The sequence below is a fragment of the Hoeflea sp. CAU 1731 genome (assembly GCF_039888615.1).
Lineage (GTDB): Bacteria > Pseudomonadota > Alphaproteobacteria > Rhizobiales > Rhizobiaceae > Flavimaribacter.
Map to the genome: position 1 here is coordinate 669,643 of NZ_JBDQQS010000001.1, position 17,644 is coordinate 687,286.

Annotated in this window: 16 protein-coding genes; 2 read left to right on the forward strand and 14 right to left on the reverse strand. The window is 54.7% G+C overall.

The features are described from left to right. The first annotated feature begins 175 nt into the window (after positions 1-175). Positions 176-655 carry a biliverdin-producing heme oxygenase gene (locus tag AAFN47_RS03205; protein ID WP_499807756.1) on the forward strand — a complete coding sequence of 160 codons (480 nt, stop codon included), beginning with the start codon at positions 176-178 and terminating at the stop codon, positions 653-655. Next, positions 652-3,195 (forward strand): HWE histidine kinase domain-containing protein, encoded by a 2,544-nt coding sequence (locus AAFN47_RS03210; RefSeq protein ID WP_499807757.1) that lies wholly within the window; start codon positions 652-654, stop codon positions 3,193-3,195. The genes AAFN47_RS03205 and AAFN47_RS03210 overlap by 4 nt, the downstream gene beginning before the upstream one ends. A 28-nt stretch (positions 3,196-3,223) precedes the next feature. On the opposite strand, the gene lpdA (AAFN47_RS03215) is transcribed toward AAFN47_RS03210, so the two are convergent. The 14 genes from lpdA (AAFN47_RS03215) to AAFN47_RS03280 form a co-directional block, all read right to left on the reverse strand. Then, the gene (gene lpdA / locus AAFN47_RS03215; RefSeq protein WP_499807758.1) at positions 3,224-4,618 is read right to left on the reverse strand and encodes a dihydrolipoyl dehydrogenase; all 1,395 of its coding nucleotides are present in this window, start codon (positions 4,616-4,618) and stop codon (positions 3,224-3,226) included. A 1-nt stretch (position 4,619) separates the two neighbouring features. Beyond that, positions 4,620-5,942 (reverse strand): dihydrolipoamide acetyltransferase family protein, encoded by a 1,323-nt coding sequence (locus AAFN47_RS03220; RefSeq protein WP_499807759.1) that lies wholly within the window; start codon positions 5,940-5,942, stop codon positions 4,620-4,622. Continuing rightward, positions 5,939-6,958 (reverse strand): alpha-ketoacid dehydrogenase subunit beta, encoded by a 1,020-nt coding sequence (locus AAFN47_RS03225; RefSeq protein ID WP_499807760.1) that lies wholly within the window; start codon positions 6,956-6,958, stop codon positions 5,939-5,941. Before AAFN47_RS03225 ends, AAFN47_RS03220 begins: the two co-directional genes overlap by 4 nt. A 2-nt stretch (positions 6,959-6,960) precedes the next feature. Next, positions 6,961-8,187 (reverse strand): thiamine pyrophosphate-dependent enzyme, encoded by a 1,227-nt coding sequence (locus AAFN47_RS03230; protein ID WP_499807761.1) that lies wholly within the window; start codon positions 8,185-8,187, stop codon positions 6,961-6,963. 214 nt (positions 8,188-8,401) lie between these two features. Further along, the gene (locus AAFN47_RS03235) at positions 8,402-8,860 is read right to left on the reverse strand and encodes a type II toxin-antitoxin system RatA family toxin (protein ID WP_499807762.1); all 459 of its coding nucleotides are present in this window, start codon (positions 8,858-8,860) and stop codon (positions 8,402-8,404) included. Between the two features lie 12 nt (positions 8,861-8,872). Continuing rightward, the gene (lipA, locus tag AAFN47_RS03240) at positions 8,873-9,841 is read right to left on the reverse strand and encodes a lipoyl synthase (protein WP_499807763.1); all 969 of its coding nucleotides are present in this window, start codon (positions 9,839-9,841) and stop codon (positions 8,873-8,875) included. Between the two features lie 19 nt (positions 9,842-9,860). Beyond that, entirely contained in the window at positions 9,861-10,100 is a 240-nt protein-coding gene (locus AAFN47_RS03245; RefSeq protein ID WP_499807764.1) for a GlsB/YeaQ/YmgE family stress response membrane protein, read from the reverse strand. 34 nt (positions 10,101-10,134) lie between these two features. After that, a complete protein-coding gene (gene lpdA, locus AAFN47_RS03250; RefSeq protein ID WP_499807765.1) occupies positions 10,135-11,598 on the reverse strand; it encodes a dihydrolipoyl dehydrogenase in 1,464 nt (487 codons plus the stop codon). A gap of 56 nt (positions 11,599-11,654) precedes the next feature. Beyond that, the gene (locus tag AAFN47_RS03255; RefSeq protein WP_499807766.1) at positions 11,655-12,215 is read right to left on the reverse strand and encodes an HdeD family acid-resistance protein; all 561 of its coding nucleotides are present in this window, start codon (positions 12,213-12,215) and stop codon (positions 11,655-11,657) included. Positions 12,216-12,247: 32 nt separating this feature from the next. Further along, a complete protein-coding gene (locus tag AAFN47_RS03260) occupies positions 12,248-13,573 on the reverse strand; it encodes a pyruvate dehydrogenase complex dihydrolipoamide acetyltransferase (protein WP_499807767.1) in 1,326 nt (441 codons plus the stop codon). Positions 13,574-13,584: 11 nt separating this feature from the next. Then, positions 13,585-14,967, reverse strand: a complete 1,383-nt coding sequence (locus tag AAFN47_RS03265) for a pyruvate dehydrogenase complex E1 component subunit beta (RefSeq protein WP_499807768.1) — start codon at positions 14,965-14,967, stop codon at positions 13,585-13,587. A gap of 14 nt (positions 14,968-14,981) precedes the next feature. Beyond that, positions 14,982-16,019 (reverse strand): pyruvate dehydrogenase (acetyl-transferring) E1 component subunit alpha, encoded by a 1,038-nt coding sequence (pdhA, locus tag AAFN47_RS03270; protein ID WP_499807769.1) that lies wholly within the window; start codon positions 16,017-16,019, stop codon positions 14,982-14,984. 142 nt (positions 16,020-16,161) lie between these two features. Next, a complete protein-coding gene (locus tag AAFN47_RS03275; RefSeq protein ID WP_499807944.1) occupies positions 16,162-16,473 on the reverse strand; it encodes an FtsB family cell division protein in 312 nt (103 codons plus the stop codon). A gap of 167 nt (positions 16,474-16,640) precedes the next feature. Beyond that, positions 16,641-17,519, reverse strand: a complete 879-nt coding sequence (locus AAFN47_RS03280; RefSeq protein ID WP_499807945.1) for an EAL domain-containing protein — start codon at positions 17,517-17,519, stop codon at positions 16,641-16,643. Positions 17,520-17,644: the final 125 nt, after the last annotated feature.

Genomic DNA, 17,644 nt, shown 5'->3' on the forward strand with positions numbered 1-17,644 from the left:
ACTGTTTATTCTTTCGCGTAAATATCTCCCTAGAGCTAGGCCCGAAACAGTTCCAGCATATCTAAATCAACTATTGAATATATACATAACACCGTCACCACCTGTTAAGATCAGCCACCGTTTCGCCCTTCGAGACGGCACAGCAAAGTCTCACGAGCAACTCGACGACAGCATTGTGAAATTCGCCACGCTCGACCTTTATCGACGCTATCTTGCCGGACAGTATCTCTTTCGAAAACATATCGAAGAGCACTTTAAAGGAGGCGAAAAACTGCTCGACGAAGCCTGCGACTGGAGACCACTGACGTTACTCGACGCCATCCGCAGCGACATGGTCGACCTGAACGTGGCTGAGCCCACTCAAGGCCGTTCGACCGCGCCCTTGGCGACACCCGACAGAAGTTCGCTGTTGGGTTCACTCTACGTGATCGAAGGCTCAAATATGGGAGCGCGTATACTCTATCGGGACGCATTGGCGCTTGGGCTTGGATCGAGGTATGGCGCAAGCCATTTGTCTCTCCAGTCCGTGGACAAAACACGTTGGCCAGACTTTCTCGCGCTGCTGGAACAGTCGGATATAGACATCTCTGTCGCTATTGCTTCAGCCAATAATCTCTTCAGTATTGCTTACAACGCATTCGCAGGTCCGAAATGAGCCGGCAAATCAGCGTTGACCTTACAAATTGCGATCGCGAGCCGATCCACATTCCGGGAAGCATTCAGCCGCATGGCTGCCTGATCGCCTGCGACGGGATTGCCGACACCGTACTCCGTCATTCGCAAAACACCGCTGATATGCTTGGTGTCGATAAAGAAATTAACGGAAAACCTCTCGCCGATATCCTCGGCAGCGAGGCCACGCACGCGGTCCGAAATGCGCTCAATCGCACAAACGATCCGTCGCGCCCAGCCCTTCTTTTCGATACAGCACTCCAATCCGGGCGCAGCTTTGATATCGCCGTTCACAGGTTCGAAGGAAACTGTATTCTTGAATTCGAGCCGCAACTCTCGGATCCGACACAACCGCTCGAGCTGGCAAGAGAGCTTATCGGCCGCATCTCATCGATAGACAACATCGACAACGTCGTCAAACATGTCGCGCGCCTTCTCCAGGCGCTGCTTGGATACGACCGTGTCATGATCTACAGCTTCATGCATGACGGATCGGGGCAAGTCATAAGCGAATCCAAACGCGAACATCTCGAGAGTTTTCTTGGCCAGTATTTTCCGGCGTCTGATATTCCACAGCAAGCAAGGAAGCTCTATCTACAAAATACGATACGCGTGATTTCAGACGCTAATTTCATGCCGGTGGCTGTAAATCCGGTTTTCGATGCATCCGATAAGCCACTCGACCTTTCGTTCGCTCATCTCCGCAGCGTCTCGCCTATTCACTGCGAGTATTTGCGAAATATGGGCGTTGCTGCATCAATGTCGATTTCCATTATCGTAGACGACGAGTTATGGGGTTTGATTGCCTGCCATCATTATTCGCCTCGGGTCTTGACGATGGCTCAACGCGTCGCCGCTGAAATGTTCGGCGATTTCTTCTCTCTTCACCTCAGCGCATTGAAACAGACCAAATTGCTTGAGGCGGCCACGGACGCCCGCCAGTCACTGGACAGGTTCCTCCGGCTCGCAGTTCGAGCCCAGGATATCGATGCGGTCATTCGCGATAGCATCGACGACTTCGCCCGCCTGATACCCTGCGATGGGGCCGGCATATGGCTGAACGGAAGCTGGACTTTTCAGGGATACACCCCTTCTGAAAAACATATTCCAACGCTCGTGAATTTCGCGAAGAAGGTCTCTGAGGCCGCCGTCTGGGAAACAAACCAGATTTCAAATGATATTCCGGAAGCAGTCGACTACGCCGCCGACGTCTCCGGAATACTTATTGTTCCACTCTCACAACGGCCTCGCGACTACCTGTTTTTCTTTAGACGCGAGATGGTCAGGACTTTGAACTGGGCGGGAAATCCGCAAAAGACCTATGAGAGCGGTCCCATGGGAGACCGACTAACGCCACGCTCCAGTTTCGACATCTGGAAGCAAACAGTGCATCGGCAGTCCCTTCCATGGACCGACGAGGAACTGGAAATCGCCGAAGCGACGCGAACTGCGCTCGCCGAAGTCGTTCTTCACCATAATGAATTGCTGGTTGACGAGCGGGCCAAGGCTGATGTGCGTCAGCGCATGCTTAATCAGGAGCTCAATCACCGGGTAAAGAACATTCTGGCGGTGATCAATTCTGTCATAGCTCAACCCTCTGACGTGGGACAAACCATAGACCAGTATGTGACTGCCCTCAGAGGACGCGTGCAAGCGCTGGCGACCGCCCACGACCAGATAATACGAGGCGATGGCGGGGGCGCTCTGATGCAATTGGTCAGAACGGAGCTGACACCCTTTCAATCTCTTGAATCCACATTTGACGTGAGTGGTCCGGATATTCTGCTTGATGCGCGTTCGTTCTCAGTCATGGCGCTTGTGCTTCACGAACTGCTGACAAACGCCGTCAAGTACGGCTCCTTGTCCACATCCGGCGGAGAACTCCGCATTCATTGGAAAACTGATGGTGCCGGAAACTGCGTCATCGAATGGAAAGAAAGCGGCGGACCGGAGGCGCGCGCGCCTCAACATCGAGGTTTCGGTACGGTTTTGGTCGAGCGCAGCATTCCTTACGATCTTGGCGGGGAAAGCAACGTCGATTACTCTTCGGAGGGTGTTTCAGCCCGCTTGCTCATTCCTGCCCGTTTTGTGACTATGGGCGAAGAGGCGGACACGATCGGCCTCAAACACTCAGTTAATCCAGCGGACATCGAAACACCGGATGGAGATATATCCGCTGCGCGGGTATTAATCGTTGAAGATCAGATGCTGATCGCGATGGACATCGAACAGATCCTGAGAGATGCAGGCGTCAGTGATTTCGTGACATCAGCCACAGTGTCAGACGCGATCGAGAAAATTGACCGTTTCATTCCGACGGTTTCGGTGCTGGACGTCAATCTGGGAACGGAAACCTCCGAAGCGGTGGCACAGGAACTGAAAAGGCGCCGTATTCCATTCGCCTTTACGACCGGCTACGGCGAGACCGCCGCCGTGGTCAAACAGTTTCCCGAGGCGCCGGTATTGCAAAAACCATATGACGCCAGATCAATCGTCAGGACCATCAACAGGATTACCGATTAGAAACTCCATTGAACGCGATGGCGTTGGTTCAAATATGCAGCCCTCTGCCGAGCGCCATCATGGCCGCTTCTGGCAAGGCCTCGCTTTGCGTAGGGTGTGCATGGATTGTGCGTGCAATGTCTTCCAGGCACGCTCCCATCTCGAGAGCCAGCGAAAACGACGCCGAGAGTTCCGATACTTGTTTTCCCACGGCCTGGATACCCAGAACCATTCCGTTGTCCTTGCGGGCTACAATGCGAACGAAACCGGTCCGACTTTCCAGCGTGATAGCCCGGCTGTTGGCCGATAGAGGAAAATTGGCGACCACAATGTCGTTACCTTTCTGTTTGACCTGCTCTGGAAGTAGACCCACGCTGACAATTTCCGGGTCAGTAAAGCAAATTGCAGGAACCGATACCGGGTCGAAAACGCGCTTTTTGCCTGCTATCACCTCGACCGCCACCTCTGCCTGCGCCATGGCTCTATGAGCCAGCATCGGCTCTCCGGTTACATCGCCAATCGCGTAAACGCCTGTCATGGAGGTTCTGCAGGTCTCATCTACAAGGATACAGTCTCCCGACATGTCGAGTTGCAGTTCCTCGAGCCCCCAATCCTGCAGATTCGGTTTCCGACCAACAGTTACGAGAACTTTGTCGACGGAAATTTGCGAAGTACCCTCGCCCTCCGTTTCGATTGCCAGTTTTGCGCCATTTTCTGCAAGTCCGCGCGCACGACTATTGAGATGAACGGAGGCCCCGAGATCTTCCAGGCGTTTTGCGACAGGAACTGACAGTGCCTGATCATACTGAGGCAACAGTTGGTCTGTCGCTTCGATGATAATCACCTCGGTGCCCAGTTTTGCAAAGGCGGTTCCGAGTTCCAGGCCAATATATCCGCCGCCAACAACGGCAAGTTTTCCAGGAATACTTTCAAGCGATAAGGCCTCCGTGGATGAGATCACCGCGCCTCCGAATGGCAAACCGGGCAATTCCACCGGCGTGGAGCCAGGCGCAAGGATAACGTTTTTCGCGGTAATGCGCACATCGCCGTCATCCGTTTCCACCATGCAATTCTTGCCATCGACCATGCGTCCCGCGCCTGCGATCATCCTGGCACCGGATTTCTTCAACAGGCCATCAACGCCCCTGTTGAGCCCGCTGACGACGCCGTCCTTCCAGTTCAGTGTCTTTGACCAGTCAAGAGAGGCGTTTTCGACACGAATGCCGATGCTGTTGCCGCCTTTCGCTCCTGCTGCTGCATAATACTCATCTGCGGCATGGATAAGGGCTTTGGACGGCACGCAACCGACATTCAGGCAGGTTCCCCCTGTCCTGCCTTTCTCCACAATTACGGTATCGAGACCAAGTTGCGCAGCTCGGATCGCCGCCACATATCCGCCTGGTCCGGCGCCGAGAACGAGCACTTCGCAGGATATCCGTTCCATACTACTGCTCCATGAACAGGGTCGCCGGGTGTTCCAGCGATTGCTTTATATGCTGAATGAACTGTGCTGCGTCCCAACCATCGATGATGCGATGATCGAAAGAGGAAGACAGATTCATGATCTTTCGGGGAACCAGAACGCCATCAACATAAACGGGTCGCTGAACGATCTTGTTGACGCCGACAACGGCGACCTCGGGACTGTTGATGACCGGCGTACTGACAATTCCACCAATCTGGCCGAGACTTGAAATCGTTATGGTCGATCCGGTAAGCTCGTCGCGTTTTATAGACCCGTCCCGCGCCGCAGAAGACAATCGACTGATTTCGCCTGCGATCGACCAGATGTCGGAAGCCTCGACGTGCCGAACAACCGGGACCATCAGTCCTGAATCCGTCTGTGTCGCCATTCCGATATGCGCCGCGCCGAATTCATGGACAATTCCCGCATCGTCATCGAAGTGAGCGCTGAACTTCGGATAAGCTTTAAGTGCATGCACAATGGCAATCATCAGAAACGGAAGAACTGTCAGACGCGGTTGATCCCCCTTGCGGCGGTCATTCATATGGTGACGCAGGGATTCCAACTCGGTCATGTCGACCTCATCGACATAGGTTAGGTGCGGGATGCGGCGGACTGCGTCCTGCATGCGTTCCGCGATACGACGACGCAACCCGACGATGGCGTGCTCCCTGACGCTCGTGTTCGGCTTGGCTCCGGTACGCGTTGCGACAGTTCCTTCGCCAGCAATGAACGCATCCAGATCTTCATGTAGAATCCGGCCCGCCGGACCTGAGCCGCGGACGTAAGCCAGCCGAATGCCGGCGTCCATGGCGCGTTTACGCACGCTGGGCGATGCAACGGGTTTCTCACCTTCCGGTCGAGGCAACCGTACTTGCGCTAGCGCAGGACCCGGCTCATGAAACAGTTTCGGGCGCGGAACGCTTGCCTGCTCGGATATTACCTCTTTAGTTTCAGCCGATCTGACAGGCTTCTTAGCCTCCTCTTTTCCGACAGAGACCTGTAGGTCTTCTTTGGATGTCTCTTCTTCATCCTCGCCAGTCGCCTGATCGCTGGAATCGTCTACAGTCTCTATGACGGCGATGACCGTTCCCACCGGCGTCAGCTGACCAACCTCTCCATTCAATGAAACGATCCTGCCATCCACTGGCGTTGGAATTTCCACTGTCGCCTTGTCGGTCATGACGGACGCGAGAATGTCGTCTTCACGAACGGCGTCGCCAACCTCAACGGACCATTCGACGATCTCTACCTCTGTAATACCCTCGCCGACATCCGGCATTTTCACGGAACGCCGGCTCATGTCGCTGCCTCCATCAGGTTCTCAAGTTCACGACCGACCCGCTCCGGCCCGGGGAAATAGTGCCATTCCTGTGCGTGTGGATAAGGCGTGTCCCAGCCTGTGACACGTACGATAGGAGCCTCAAGGTTGTAGAAGCACTCTTCCTGGATCTGCGCGGAGAGCTCGGCCCCGAAACCGGAGGTGCGGGTCGCCTCATGCAAGATCATGCAACGCCCCGTCTTCCGGATCGAATTGACGATTGTATCAATGTCGAGGGGAAGCAAGGTTCGCAAATCGACTATTTCGGCGTCGATACCGGTCTCGCTCGCCGCTGCTTCGGCGACAAAGCACATGGTCCCGTAGGTTACTATCGTGGCGTCCGAGCCATCCCGCACCAGACGCGCCTTGCCGATGGGTACGGTGTAGTGATCCTCAGGCACCTCACCCTGCGGATGTCCCGCCCAGCTTTGCGCCGGACGGTCCGGGTGACCATCGAACGGGCCATTGTACAGGCGCTTGGGCTCAAGAAAGATAACCGGATCATCATCTTCGATCGCAGATATCAGAAGACCTTTCGCATCGTATGGCGTCGATGGAACGATGGTCTTCAATCCGGAAACATGGGTGAAAAGGGCTTCCGGGCTCTGACTGTGAGTCTGTCCACCGAAAATACCGCCGCCACAGGGGCTTCTGATCGTCATCGGCGCCGTGAATTGACCAGCGGACCGGTAACGCATCCGCGCCGCCTCCGAAACTATCTGGTCGTAAGCGGGATAGATATAGTCCGCGAACTGCACTTCAACGCAGGGGCGCAAGCCATAAGCCGCCATTCCGATACCGGCGCCGACAATGCCGCTCTCGTTGATCGGACTGTCAAATACGCGCGAAGAGCCATATTTCTCCTGCAATCCGGCGGTGCATCGGAACACGCCACCGAAGTAACCGACATCCTCGCCAAACACCACGACGTTCTCATCACGTGCCAGCATCACATCCATGGCGCTTCGAATCGCCTCGATCATAGACATCTGCGCCATGGCTAGACCCCAAGCTCCTGGCGTTGTTTGCGTAGGTGCGGAGGCATCTCCTTATATACGTCTTCGAAGATGTCGCGATTGCTGGCCCCCTCTCCCATGACCCCGAAACGTTCCGCCTCCTTTGCCGTCAGCCGCATCTCTTCATCGAATTCGGCTTCCGCCTGCTTGTGTCGTTCCTCGCTCCAGAGTCCGCGCTGTATCAGATGGTTCTTCAACCTCAGGATCGGATCGCCCAGTGGCCAGGCCGCCGACTCTTCTCTCGGCCTGTATTTGCTCGGATCATCCGAAGTCGAATGTGGCGCCACCCGATAGGTAACCCACTCGATGAGTGTTGGTCCAAGATTCCGCCGGGCCCGTTCAATGGCCCATTTGGAGACCTGGTGCACGGCTATGAAGTCATTGCCGTCGACGCGCAAAGAAGGAATTCCGTATCCAAGCGCTCTTTCGGCGAACGTCGCCAGATCCCCGCCGGCAATACCCTGATAGGACGAAATGGCCCACTGATTGTTGACGATGTTGAGAACGACCGGCGGCTGATAGACGGACGCATTGACGAGCGCTGCATGGAAATCGTTTTCAGCGGTGGATCCGTCGCCGATCCAGCCGGTAGCGATCTTCGTGTCGCCCTTGATCGCAGACGCCATCGCCCAACCGACCGCATGGATGTATTGCGTGCCAAGATTCCCTGAAATCGTGAAAAATCCGTGGTCCCGCGCAGAATAGAGCACCGGAAGTTGCCGGCCATGCAACGGATCCCGTTCGTTTGACAGAATCTGACAGATCATGTCGACGATCGGGTAGTCCTGACAAATCAGCAGTCCCTGCTGACGGTAAGTCGGAAAATTCATGTCGCCGGGTGAAAGCGCGAGTTGCTGGCCGATAGCAATCGCCTCCTCCCCTGTGCATTTCATGTAGAATGATGTCTTGCCTTGTCGTTGCAAGGTCATCATCCGCTCGTCAAAGGAGCGCGTCCGCATCATCGAGCGCAAGCCATGCAGAAGGTGATCTGTGTTTATGTCGCCTGCCCAGGGTCCAACCGCTTCCGCTTTTCGGTTCAGGACCCTGATGAGCGATGTCGCCAGATCTTTCATATCATCTGGGTCGCTATCAATTTCAGGGCGTCTCACAGTGCCTGCTTTGGGAACGTCGAATTTTGAGAAATCTGGTTCGCCACCAGGACGCACAGGCGGTTCCGGAACTCGAAAAGTGAGCGGAGAATAATCTGGCACAGCAACCTCCCATGCGAAACGACAGAGGTCGAAGAAGCTCTCTTCGCCTCCACAACCTAATAATGTGCATCGGAAACTTCCGGCGGCAAGTAGCCTGCCAATGAAAGAAATATAATAACGCAGAGCTAGTGACTGGAGACACAGCGTTTCACGGATTAACCGCTGAAGGCCGGTTTCTTACGTATACCGAAAAACAGAAAGGGTACCTGATCGACTACGATTCGGCGGGTTTTCCGTAAATCTCGTCCGCACGACGTTCGAAGGCTTCTGCAAAAGTGCGGAAAGCGCGATCAAACATGGATCCCATCACCAGCCCCAACATACGACTCTTGAACTCATACTCTATGTAGAATCCCACATCGCAACCAATCTTTGAATCGTGAAATGTCCAGCGATTGTCGAGATATCGAAACGGTCCATCGAGATATTTGACGTCGATAACCTTGCTGTCCGGATCGAGCAAAACCTGGCTGGTGAAGGTCTCGCTGATCGCCTTGTATCCGACCGTCATGTCGGCAGTCAGCAATGTCTTGCCGTTGCGTTCCTTCTGCTTGCGGATACGCAGCGCTTCGCAAAGCGGTAGAAATTCAGGATATCTCTCGACATCCGCCACCAAGTCGAACATGTTTTTCGGCGTGTGCCCGACGCTGCGTGTCGTTTCGAATTTCGGCATGACCGACCGATATCAGGCTTTCAGTCCGTTTCGCGCAGCCCGAGCAGCCTGCAATTTGGCGAAATCATCGCCTGCATGGTGTGACGAGCGGGTGAGCGGACTGGCCGACACCATTAGAAAACCTTTCGAATAGGCGATTGTCTCATAGGCCTTGAATTCGTCAGGCGTCACAAACTTCATCACCTTGTGATGCTTTCGCGTTGGCTGCAGATATTGGCCGATGGTGAGAAAATCAACATCTGCAACGCGCAGATCGTCCATCAACTGCAAGACCTCGTTCCGCTCTTCGCCCAGGCCCACCATGATGCCCGATTTGGTGAACATGTCAGGGTCAAGTTCCTTTACACGCTGCAGGAGCCTGATCGAATGGAAGTAGCGCGCGCCTGGCCTGACAGTCAGATAATTGGAAGGAACAGTCTCCAGATTATGGTTGAAAACGTCCGGGCGGGCGCTGACAACCTTTTCGAGAGCACCAGGCTTGCGCAGAAAATCGGGCGTCAGAATCTCTACCGTCGTATGAGGAGAGGCTTCCCGGATAGAAAGGATCGTATCGTAGAAATGCTGAGCGCCTCCGTCGTCTAGATCATCACGGTCGACAGACGTGATAACGACGTGCTTCAGACCCATCTGGAATACAGCCTTCGCGACATTTTCCGGTTCGTTGTCGTCGAGCGCCGTCGGTCTGCCCGTAGATACGTTGCAGAAAGCGCATGCCCGGGTGCAAATTTCGCCCATGATCATGAAGCTGGCGTGTTTCTGCTGCCAGCAACCGCCTATATTGGGACAGCCCGCCTCCTCGCATACCGTGACGAGGTTATTGCTTTTGACGATATCCTTAGTCTCAAGATATCCTTTTGAAGTAGGCGCCTTTACCCTGATCCAGTCCGGCTTGCGCTGTATTTCGGTATCGGGCCTATGCGCCTTCTCAGGATGGCGCACCCGCTTTGCATTTCCCGAAACCGTATCGACAACCGTTACCATACCACTCAAAATCCGTTATTTATCGTCCGGCAAGCAATGCAAATAACCACAGCACCACCACCGCGCCGACTGTCGCAACGATCAGGGTGCCCAGAAATCCATAGAACTCAAGCCCCACAGCACTCGCCAGCAAACCGCCGACGAAAGCGCCAACCAGACCGACAACGAGGTTTTTGATGAGCCCCCCCTGTCGGTCCATAATTTTCTGGGCAATCCAGCCAGCCAGCAGGCCAACAATAATCCAAAGAATCCAACTCACATCACATCTCAATCTGGTTGCTCAAACGCACAGGTCAAGCATTGAGCACGCGGTCATAGGCGTCAAGCACGCTTTCCTTCATCATTTCCGACAATGTGGGATGCGGGAACACGGAATGCATCAGTTCTTCTTCCGTAGTTTCCAGATTCATGGCGACCACGAACCCTTCGATCAGTTCCGTCACTTCTGCGCCAACCATATGGGCGCCGAGCAATTGTCCTGTTTTCTTGTCGAAAATAGTCTTGACCAATCCCTGGTCCTCGCCAAGCGCGATCGCCTTTCCGTTCGCCACGAACGGAAACCGTCCGACGCGGATTTCATATCCAGCTTCCTTGGCTTTCGCCTCCGTCAGCCCAACACTGGCGACTTGCGGATGACAATAGGTGCAACCCGGTATCATCGACTTGTCCAAGGGATGGACGCCTGGCACGCCCGCGATTTTTTCCACGCATATGACGCCTTCGTGCTCGGCTTTATGTGCCAGCATCGGCGGCCCAGCGACATCGCCAATTGCGTAGATGCCTTCGATATTTGATTTGCCGTAGCCGTCTATGACGACGCATCCGCGATCCGTCTTGACGCCGAGTTGCTCAAGCCCGAGGTTCTTGATATTGCCCTGAACGCCCACCGCGGAAATCAGCCGGTCCACCTCTATCTTCTCTGTCTTTCCATCCTTTGTCTCCACATGCGCGGTAACGCTGTCCGCCGCCTTGTCGACCTTGGAAACCTTTGCTTCCGTGATGATCTTGAGACCTTGTTTTTCGAGTTGCTTGCGCGCGAAACCGGAAATTTCGGCGTCCTCGACCGGCATGATGTTCGGCATCAGTTCAACGACTGTGACATCAACGCCCATGGCGTTGTAGAAGCTGGCGAATTCAATGCCAATAGCGCCGGAGCCCATGACAAGGAGCTTTTTCGGCATTTCCGGTGGCACCATGGCTTCGAAATAGGTCCATATCAGCTTGCCGTCAGGCTCGATTCCCGGCAGCGCACGCGGTCTTGCTCCAGTCGCAACGATGATATGTTTGGCCGTGTAGGTTCCTTCGCCCAATGTATTCTTTGGAGGCGTATTCTGTGGCTCCATCGGTTTCTTGTCTGGTTTGGAGACCTTTATCTCGGCCGGCGCGCCACCCTTGCCGGCTTTGGTCAATTTCGCCTCGCCCCAGATTACGTCGATCTTGTTTTTCTTCATCAGGAAACCGACGCCTGTGGTGAGACGACCGGAAACGCCGCGAGACCGTTTTACAACCGCCTGGAGGTCCGGTGAAATCGTGCCCTCAAGCTTGAGGCCATAAGCGTCGGCATGTTCGGCGAGGTGAAGCACCTCCGCCGACCGAAGCAGCGCTTTTGTAGGAATACAGCCCCAGTTCAGGCAAATCCCCCCGAGGTGCTCTCGCTCAACGATAGCTGTTTTCAATCCAAGTTGCGCCGCACGGATGGCGCATACGTAGCCGCCAGGTCCGGATCCTATGACAATGACATCGTAACTGTTGGACACTCTATGTCTCCTTGTCTTTGCTCGGGAACAGCGAACGCCGTATGCGTTCCCGCTATTCAGGCGTTTCGCAGCGCAATCCCGGTCATCAATAGACTGATCCCGTTGAATATCAGTTCAACTCCGAGAAACAGACCGAGCACTGTTACCGCCGCCCAGGGAAAATCTGCAAAGATGACGATTCCGATAACAATCGACAAAACACCGGAAACCAGCACCCAGACCCATCCGGCCATGGAGCGAAGCGAGAACGAATAAGCGATCTTGAAGCCCCCCATAAGGAACATCAAAATACCGACCATAACTGTGAGTGTGGCCGCGCCTTCCAGCGGATTCTTGATTAGAGTAGCGCCAACAAGCACGGAGACCACACCAACTATCGCCGACCACAGCACGCCACCCCAGCCCTTCATTGAGAAGGCCTGCGCGAGTTGGAGTATGCCAAGAAGGATGAAAAAGATTGCTGCAAGCGTTTCCGCCGCTATCGTCGCCTTCAGAGGATTGGCGAAACACAGAATCCCACCGACAAGCGATACGACGCCCAGCAGCACAAGCCAGCCCCAGGCTTTTTTGAGCCTCTGAATGAACTCGTCGGCGGCATTTTCACTGCTGTCCGGCATTACGATCTCCTGAATTGCTGCCACTGGATATTCTAGACGAGCATTCCCATCGGGTTCTCAATGTAGCGTTTGAATGCGGAGAGCAATTCGGCTCCCAACGCGCCGTCTACCGCCCGATGGTCGGTCGACAGGGTCGCTGACATGACCGTGGCCACCACGACTTCGCCGTCACGCACGATGGCGCGCTGCTCGCCAGCGCCGACAGCGAGTATGGTCGCATGCGGAGGATTGATGACTGCCGAAAAGTTCTTGATGCCGAACATGCCCAGATTGGATACCGCTGACGAACCGCCCTGATATTCTTCCGGCTTGAGTTTGCGTTCTCTTGCGCGCGCCGCCATATCCTTCATTTCATTGGAAATGACCGAAAGCGGTTTTTGTTCGGCCTCGCGCACAACAGGCGTGATCAACCCTCCGGGAATGGAAACAGCCACGCCGACATCGCTGTGCTTGTGAAGCACCATGGCGCTTTCGGTCCATGAAGCATTGGCGGCGGGAATATCACGCAGAGCAAAGGCGAGCGCCTTGATGATGAAATCATTAACCGACAGTTTGTAAGCTGGCTTTCCATCAATGGCCGGCGCTGCGGCGTTAAGCTGCTGACGCAATACCAGAAGAGCGTCGAGTTCGCAGTCGACTGAAAGGTAGAAGTGCGGAATGCTCTGCTTGGACTGGACCAGCCGCTTGGCGATCGTCTTGCGCATATTGTCATGCGGAACGAGTTCGTAGGAGCCTTCTTCAAAAAGTTTGAGGGTCTGGTCGTCAGACATCGCCGGAGCCGCAGTTGGCGCCGCTGGCGCGCTTGCAGGTTTTTGTGCGGCGGCGGGAGCAGCGCCTCCGGACGCTGCCGCCTCTACATCCCGTTTGATGATGCGGCCATGCGGTCCGGACCCTTTGACAGACGAGAGATCCACACCGGCTTCTTTTGCAAGACGTCTGGCGAGCGGAGACGAGAAAATCCGGTCTCCGGATGAATCCTTTGCAGCAGGCGTCGATGGCGCAGGAGACGCATCCATCACCGGTGGCGCGAGTTTGTCTTGCTCAGGCTCTTCTGATGGTTTCGAAGAAGGCGTCTCTTGCTTGGGTTGTTCGGAAGCCGCTGCTGTAACGTCCTCTCCCTCTTCCGCCAGAATGGCGATCGGCGCATTGACCTTGACGCCCTCAGTGCCGGCTGGAACGATAATTTTTGCGACCGTTCCTTCATCGACAGCCTCGACCTCCATGGTCGCCTTGTCGGTTTCAATTTCCGCGATTACATCACCAGGCGCAACGCTGTCGCCTTCTTTCACAAGCCACTTGGCGAGATTGCCCTCCTCCATAGTCGGAGAAAGCGCAGGCATGGTTATTTCTATCGACATGTTCGCCTCCCTCAGGCTGTGTAGGTCACGGCTTTGACGGCTTCGATCACCTCGGCGGTGCTGGGCAACGCCAATTTCTCGAGATTTGCCGCATAGGGCATGGGAACATCCCTTCCGGAGATTGTCGCAACCGGCGCATCGAGATAGTCAAAAGCCTGCTGCATCACTCTGGTTGCGATTTCCGTACCGACCGAGCTTTGCGGAAAGCCCTCCTCCACCGTGACAAGGCGTCCGGTTTTCTTGACGGAATCGATGACGGTTTCGATATCAATCGGGCGAATCGTTCGCAAATCGATGACTTCGGATTCGATCCCCGATTTGGCTAGCTCGGTCGCTGCTTCGTCGGCATATGTCATCCCGATGCCGAAGGACACGATGGTCACATCCGAACCAGATCTGTGAATGCGCGCCTTGCCGATCGGCAGAACAAAGTCGTCCAGTTTTGGAACATCAAAGGAATGGCCGTAAAGCAACTCGTTCTCGAGGAAAATTACCGGATTGGGATCGCGTATCGCCGCCTTTAACAAGCCCTTCGCGTCTGCCGCGGTATAGGGCATCACAACCTTTAGTCCTGGAATGTGACTGTACCATGAGGCATAGCATTGGGAATGCTGGGCGGCGACGCGCGCTGCGGCGCCGTTAGGTCCGCGAAACACGATCGGCGCGGCCATCTGCCCGCCGGACATATAATGGGTCTTGGCGGCAGAGTTAATGATCTGGTCTATCGCCTGCATGGCGAAATTGAAGGTCATGAACTCGACGATCGGCTTTAGTCCAGCCATTGCCGCGCCGACGCCAACGCCGGCGAAACCGTGTTCGGTTATCGGCGTATCGACAACACGCTTGGGACCGAACTCGTCAAGTAGACCCTGCGTGACCTTGTAAGCGCCCTGATATTCAGCGACTTCTTCACCCATGACAAAGACGTCCGGGTCGGCGCGCATTTCTTCCGCCATGGCGTCCCGAAGCGCCTCGCGAACGGAGATCGACACCATTTCCGTGCCGGATGGTATGTCAGGATCTGACGCAACTTCCGCTTTTGGCGCAGCCTCGGCAGGCTTTGCTTCAGGCGCTGGCGCTTCAACCGCTTCCTTCGGCTTCTCATCGGCAGGCTTGGCGGAGCTCTCGGCATCCATCGCGCTTGCGTCCTCGTCTTCCCCCAGCAGAATGGCGATCACAGAATTGACCTTGACCCCTTCGCTGCCTTCCGGAACGACGATCTTGCCGATCGTGCCTTCGTCGACGGCTTCGACCTCCATGGTCGCCTTGTCTGTTTCAATTTCCGCGATCACGTCACCTGCGGTGACCGAATCGCCTTCCTTTTTCATCCATTTGGAAAGCGTGCCTTCTTCCATCGTCGGAGAAAGGGCTGGCATGAGAATATCTGTCGGCATAGCTTCCTCCGTTCCTACCTGAGTATATCCGTGTACAGTTCCGATGGATCCGGCTCCGGATCGGATTGAGCAAATTCCGCGCTGTCGGCGACAACCTCGCGAACGCTCTTGTCGATGGATTTGAGTTCGTCTTCGCTGGCCCACTTCATTTCCAGCAGACGCGCCTTGACCTGCTCGATGGGGTCATGCTCGGACCGCATCTTCTGAACTTCGTCCTTGCTTCGATATTTTGCCGGATCAGACATCGAGTGACCGCGATATCGATAGGTCAGCATTTCGAGGATGATCGGGCCCTTGCCTGAACGGCAATGTTCGGCTGCGGCGTCAGCCGCCGCCTTAACGGCGCGCACATCCATACCATCGACCTGATAGCCAGGGATCGAGAACGATTCGCCGCGTTGCGAGAAGTCAGTCTGCGCAGAAGCTCGCGCTACAGAAGTTCCCATGGCGTATCGGTTGTTTTCGACGACGTAAATGACCGGAAGACGCCAGAGTTCAGCCATGTTGAAGCTCTCGTACACCTGGCCCTGGTTGGAGGCTCCGTCGCCGTAAAATACGGCGCTCAGATTGTCATTTTCCCGATACCGGTTTGCAAAGGCCAGTCCAGTCCCGAGAGGCACCTGAGCGCCGACGATCCCGTGCCCTCCGTAGAAATTCTTTTCCGTCGAGAACATGTGCATGGAGCCGCCCTTGCCCCGTGAGTACCCGCTACGCCTTCCAGTAAGTTCGGCCATAACCCCGCGTGGCTCCATGCCTGAAGCAAGCATATGACCATGATCGCGATAGCCTGTGATAATCTGATCGCCCTCTTTTAGCGCCATTGTGACGCCGGTAATGACGGCTTCCTGACCTATATAGAGGTGACAAAATCCGCCGATGAAACCCATGCCATACAACTGCCCCGCCTTTTCCTCGAAACGGCGTATGAGCAACATGTCGCGATAAGCCTGGAGCTCCTGCTCCTTGTCGAAATCCGCGATATCCTTGCCGATGGCCGGCTTTTTCGCTCGAGATTTACGGGTTGTTGACGCGGCGGTTTTGCGCGGAGCCATTCTCGTCCTCCCTGTGTTTTGTTGCAGAAAGTCTACGGGACGACTCCGATCTCAGCAAGTGCGATAATGCATAACACACCTGAATACCAAGCTATTGTTTTTAATAGAAGAAAAAGCTATTAACTTGATTTTGATTAATTCGCTAATCCAGATATATGGTGATCTCGTTGGGACGCGACATATTGAGTTCATTTCGAGCGCGCTCGTCCAGCATGTCGCGATCGAATGTGCCGTCTTGCAAAAGCAGAATACGTCTCTGCATTGAATTTCTCTTTAGAACCAGCGTATCAAGCCTTTCACGAAGGAGGGCCGACTGCTGTTCAAACCCTTCCTTTGCAAGGAGCCCACGCCCACCGTGAATTGAGTGATATCCGAAATAGCTTATAAAGCCGGCCGCTATAACCGGAACGAGGTATCGTCCTGTATTGCGTATCTTTTTTTGACGCGTCGACATCAATCAGACAATTCGAAACTCATGCGGATGGAGCGTATCGGTCCCCGGTGCCCGACTATGTACGGTCTAGCTTAACAACGTATTAGCAGCGGGTGATTTTGTAGGGCTTAGACGAGAACGTAAGTTATCAGGCCGATCAGTTTTTCATGGATCGTTGAGAGATCCAGTTAAGAAATAGCGCCGCCCGACAAACGGTGTTTAATTTCGGCTCTCGGAAACAGATATCCCTGAGCATGGGTTGCGCCGGCTCTGCGGACCAGTATCAGTTGCTCAGGCGTTTCAACACCCTCCACGACCACAACAGGCGCAGTGCATGATGCAAAACCGACAATGCAGTCCAGATTGCTGACGCCGTCTTTTCCGACACGAAGCTTTCTCATTATTGACGCGTCTATCTTGACGATGTCCGCGTCGATAAAAAGAAGTGTGGAAGGACTGAAATGCCCCACGCCGAAATCATCTACGGCCACCCGGCAACCGAGGTTCTGAACCTCGGAGAACCGCTTTCGCGCCTCATAGCGGTCAATGCCGAGTGGCCGTGTCTCTGTGACTTCAAGCACCAGTCTATTCGCCACAGAGCTGTATTTCGAAATTAGCCCAATGATGCTGTTCCAGGTATTTACATCGGACAAAGTTTCCGCAGAGATATTGCACCCGAGGACAGCGCTGCAATCGGAGCACAGTTCTTCGAGCACTTGACACATGACACAACGGTCCAATGAAGCGATCTCTCCAGACGCTTCAACTGCTGGAACAAATTCCGACGCCATGCGCACGCAACCCGCCGGATCGATGAGGCGGGCAAGACATTCCGAATAAAGAGTGGCGCCAAGATCCCGGACATCGACGATCCTTTCGGCTTGCAGGCCGATGCGGTCGTCAGCCAATGCCTCCCGAAACATTGAAAGACCAGGCTCCGAGGAAACGTCGTCCCGTACGGGCGTTACACCCTTTAGTCCACTCGAATACATCTGAATTGCCAAAAATCTGAGAATTCGCCCAATGAGACTTGCAACTGTCACGCGACGCCGCCACCTCAACCCCATATCATCTACATATAGGCAGCTTCTGCAATCCAAGATTTCTGAAAATTCTAAAAATTTTTAACCTTAAGGTTGAAATATTTGAAATAAACGAGCATTTCTTGATATGACACTAATTGGGCGAGTGA

What these genes read in the sequence shown, in the direction of transcription:
- AAFN47_RS03225 (WP_499807760.1), bottom strand. Translation starts at nt 6,958, where the DNA reads ATGGCGCAGATGTCTATGATCGAGGCGATTCGAAGCGCCATGGATGTG.
- AAFN47_RS03210 (WP_499807757.1), top strand. Translation starts at nt 652, where the DNA reads ATGAGCCGGCAAATCAGCGTTGACCTTACAAATTGCGATCGCGAGCCG.
- lipA (WP_499807763.1), bottom strand. Translation starts at nt 9,841, where the DNA reads ATGGTAACGGTTGTCGATACGGTTTCGGGAAATGCAAAGCGGGTGCGC.
- AAFN47_RS03265 (WP_499807768.1), bottom strand. Translation starts at nt 14,967, where the DNA reads ATGCCGACAGATATTCTCATGCCAGCCCTTTCTCCGACGATGGAAGAA.
- AAFN47_RS03275 (WP_499807944.1), bottom strand. Translation starts at nt 16,473, where the DNA reads ATGTCGACGCGTCAAAAAAAGATACGCAATACAGGACGATACCTCGTT.
- AAFN47_RS03260 (WP_499807767.1), bottom strand. Translation starts at nt 13,573, where the DNA reads ATGTCGATAGAAATAACCATGCCTGCGCTTTCTCCGACTATGGAGGAG.
- AAFN47_RS03220 (WP_499807759.1), bottom strand. Translation starts at nt 5,942, where the DNA reads ATGAGCCGGCGTTCCGTGAAAATGCCGGATGTCGGCGAGGGTATTACA.
- pdhA (WP_499807769.1), bottom strand. Translation starts at nt 16,019, where the DNA reads ATGGCTCCGCGCAAAACCGCCGCGTCAACAACCCGTAAATCTCGAGCG.
- AAFN47_RS03280 (WP_499807945.1), bottom strand. Translation starts at nt 17,519, where the DNA reads ATGGGGTTGAGGTGGCGGCGTCGCGTGACAGTTGCAAGTCTCATTGGG.
- lpdA (WP_499807758.1), bottom strand. Translation starts at nt 4,618, where the DNA reads ATGGAACGGATATCCTGCGAAGTGCTCGTTCTCGGCGCCGGACCAGGC.
- AAFN47_RS03235 (WP_499807762.1), bottom strand. Translation starts at nt 8,860, where the DNA reads ATGCCGAAATTCGAAACGACACGCAGCGTCGGGCACACGCCGAAAAAC.
- AAFN47_RS03255 (WP_499807766.1), bottom strand. Translation starts at nt 12,215, where the DNA reads ATGCCGGACAGCAGTGAAAATGCCGCCGACGAGTTCATTCAGAGGCTC.